Raw genomic sequence first — 3,085 nt, 5'->3', positions numbered from 1 at the left:
GCTTTCGCCATAGCGGCCGACCGGCCCGCGCCTTCGTTCAATCCGGCTTATGTGAGGTCGCCCTCCGTGACGCCCAACTCTCGCGTCGGCGACCTCACATAACCCTCCAGATTCGAACCCGGCATGTTTTCAAGATATTGATTGGCTGCTGGTACTCAGTGTGGGTACGCGCTGCGTACGCAATACGGGTTCGCAGGCGCACGGCAGGGCGAAGTTTATGGCGCGCACTGTTCAAGATCGCCGCTGGCTCGAGATGCACGCGGGAACGTGGCGGGCGACGCTCGCGGTCCCCAGAGTTCCGCACCCCAAGCTGGGAACTCGGCTCGAGCGATCTCTTAAGACCGACAGCCTTGCGGTCACGAACCAGCGCAGCCCACGTCGGGTCGTAGTTTTGCTTTCGCGGTCGAAGTGTGCCCGCTGATCCTGCGCCGCCGGCAAGCCAGCTTCAGACTTCGCCCTTACTGTTCGCGCAACACTCCGATGATCTGCGCTTCGCTCAACCTGCTTGCTCCTGAGCGTTGATGGGCTCTCACTTAAATTGAGCGATCACGGAAACTCCCTCGCTTCCTGCTTGGTTCTGCCTCATTCTGACCTATCGTGCTTTGGTTAGCCCAATCACGACGGCGGCCGGAACACCGCAAGCTTTGAATTGGAGCATCTGGAAACTGTGACAACTCATGAATGACCCGGCGAACCCCCCTCTGAGGCGGCGCGATCTGCTCTCGCTAATCGGGGCGGCCGCCGGCGGGGCCGCGATGTATCAGGCGATGACGAGCCTCGGGTTCGCCGCGGAGTCGCCCTATCGAGGCCCGATCAAGCTCGAAGGCGATCCGAAAGGCGCGTCCGTCGTCATTCTGGGCGCCGGACTCGCTGGGATGACGGCCGCCTTCGAACTCCGCCGGGTCGGATACAAGGTCGAGCTCCTGGAATACAATGCCCGTCCCGGAGGGCGAAACTGGACGATTCGGGGTGGCGATACCTACACTGAACTCGGCGGCGCCACGCAGCACTGCATGTTCGACGACGGCCTTTATCTCAATCCGGGGCCTTGGCGGATCCCGTACCACCATCATGCAATTCTCGATTACTGTCGCAGGTTTGGCGTTGCTCTCGAGCCGTTCATTCAGCTCAATCACAATGCCTATCTTCACGCGACCACGGCCTTCGACAGCAAGCCCCAGCGGATTCGGGAGATCAAGGCGGACTTCGAGGGGTCGATCGCAGAACTCCTCGCGAAGGCCAGCCGTCAGGGCGCGCTCGATGAAACGGTGTCTAAAGAAGATCAGGAGATTCTGCTCGAGGCGCTGCGCTCCTTTGGCGCGCTTGACGACGACTTTCGTTACAAGGCCGGCGACATGTCCGCGGCGTTCCGAGGCTATGCCAGGGATCCCGGCGGCGGGCTCGCGGCGGAGCCGTTAAACAGCCAGCCCACTCAACTGCACGACCTGCTGACCTCCCGCCTTTGGCGCGACTTGCAGAACTTTTCACTCTACGACTTCCAGCCGACGATGTTCCAGCCGGTCGGCGGCATGGGTCGGATCGGGGAAGCGTTCGCGCGACAGATCCCAAACGGGATCCGGTACGGCAGCAAGGTCACGGCGATCCAACAGGACGAACGCGGCGTGACCGTCACATTCGAGGACCTCAACCACGGCGCAATCGTTCAGGAGACCAAGGCCGACTGGTGCGTTTGCACTCTGCCGCTCTCGATCCTGAGCGAGCTTCCCATCAATGTCTCTGTTTCCATGAAAGCCGCCATCGACGCCGTTCCCTACGCGTCCGTGGTCAAAACGGGATTGCAGTTCCGACGCCGCTTCTGGGAGGAGGACGAGCGCATATTCGGGGGGATCTCTTACACGAACCTCCCCATCCGCCAGATTGCGTATCCGAGCTCCGGGTTCAATTCCGGCGGGAAAGGCGTGCTGCTCGGCGGCTACACCTGGGGCGGTCCAAATTCATACGAACTTACCGCAATGACGCCCGGGGATCGGATCAGGCTCGCGGTCAAGTGCGGCGCCCAGATTCATTCTCGATATGCATCCGAGTTCGAAACCGGTGTCTCGGTCGCCTGGCATCGCGTTCCGTTCACCCTCGGATGCGCGGGCGAATGGACGGATGCGACGCGCCGCGCGCACTATGACAATCTCTGTCAGATCGACGGCCGGATCGTGCTGGCGGGCGAGCACGCTTCTTACATCCCCGCTTGGCAGGAGGGCGCGATCCTGTCGGCGCTGGACGCAATTACGCGACTGCACAGGCGGATACTGGCGAGTCGATAACGCCCTCGTCATAACTGTTTCCGGGGCTTGGACCTTGCGATGCCAAAAACGATCCGCCGCGCCCTGCTGCTGTACGCCGCCCTGGCGCCCTGCGCGGTCTGGGCCGGTGAACCGCTTTCCTCCGAGACCTTTCCTTTGAGCCAGGGTCAAGTCTTCGAAGAGAGGGGCGGCGCAGCGTTGTTCGCCGCCGTCTGCGCCGGCTGCCATCAGCCGAATGCCCAGGGAGCGGCGGGCGCAGGCGAATATCCGGCGCTGGCCGACAACAAGGAGGTCGCCTCGGCCGACTATCTGGTGAGACTTCTGTTGAAGGGACAAAGGGGCATGCCGCCAGTCGGCCAGATGATGAGCGATCAGCAGATAGCCGACGTCATCAACTATGTTCGCACCCACTTCGGCAACGCCTATGGCGACGGGCTGTCGCCCGCGGACGTCGAGGCGGCGAGGCGGCAGTGAGGCTCGCTCCCTGGAAGCCGTCTCTTGAGCGTGACCGCAAAGCGCCGCCCTGACGGCGTCCGACTTGCCTGGAGACATCGAAAGGGTCACGGTCCGACAAAACCCATCATTGCCGAGCGACGCATCGGTAGTCGGTCAGGGCAGGAGTTTCGTCATGAGAGCCAGGTTTGCCCGAGCCTCTTTATTCCTGCCGCTGCTTCTGGCGACGGTCGCCTCAGCCCAGTCTCTTAGGCCGCCGGACAATCTCGTCGACCTACGGTCTCTGCAAGGCGAAGCCTTCTTGCTCGAGACGCGCGCTCTCGAGGCCTATTTTCCGATCAGCGTCGCGTTCGAGACCCAGAAGAACCAAGCCT

2 protein-coding genes and 1 pseudogene are annotated in these 3,085 nt (G+C 62.2%); all 3 read left to right on the top strand.

The genetic code is table 11. The annotated features are described in order from the left end of the window. The first annotated feature begins 677 nt into the window (after nt 1-677). On the top strand, nt 678-2,279 hold the full coding sequence (locus ACLP25_RS22140; protein WP_442471302.1) for a flavin monoamine oxidase family protein: 1,602 nt from the start codon (nt 678-680) through the stop codon (nt 2,277-2,279). Between the two features lie 39 nt (nt 2,280-2,318). Next, nucleotides 2,319-2,732 (top strand): c-type cytochrome, encoded by a 414-nt coding sequence (locus tag ACLP25_RS22135; protein WP_442471301.1) that lies wholly within the window; start codon nt 2,319-2,321, stop codon nt 2,730-2,732. A gap of 154 nt (nt 2,733-2,886) precedes the next feature. Next, a pseudogene (locus ACLP25_RS22130) lies at nt 2,887-3,085 on the top strand (phytochelatin synthase family protein); the annotation flags it as partial.

Origin of the sequence: Roseiarcus sp. (assembly GCF_052145395.1) — a bacterium.
Lineage (GTDB): Bacteria > Pseudomonadota > Alphaproteobacteria > Rhizobiales > Beijerinckiaceae > Roseiarcus.
The sequence above is the reverse complement of the archived record's forward strand: the minus strand, read 5'-3'. Positions and strand labels throughout refer to the sequence as shown.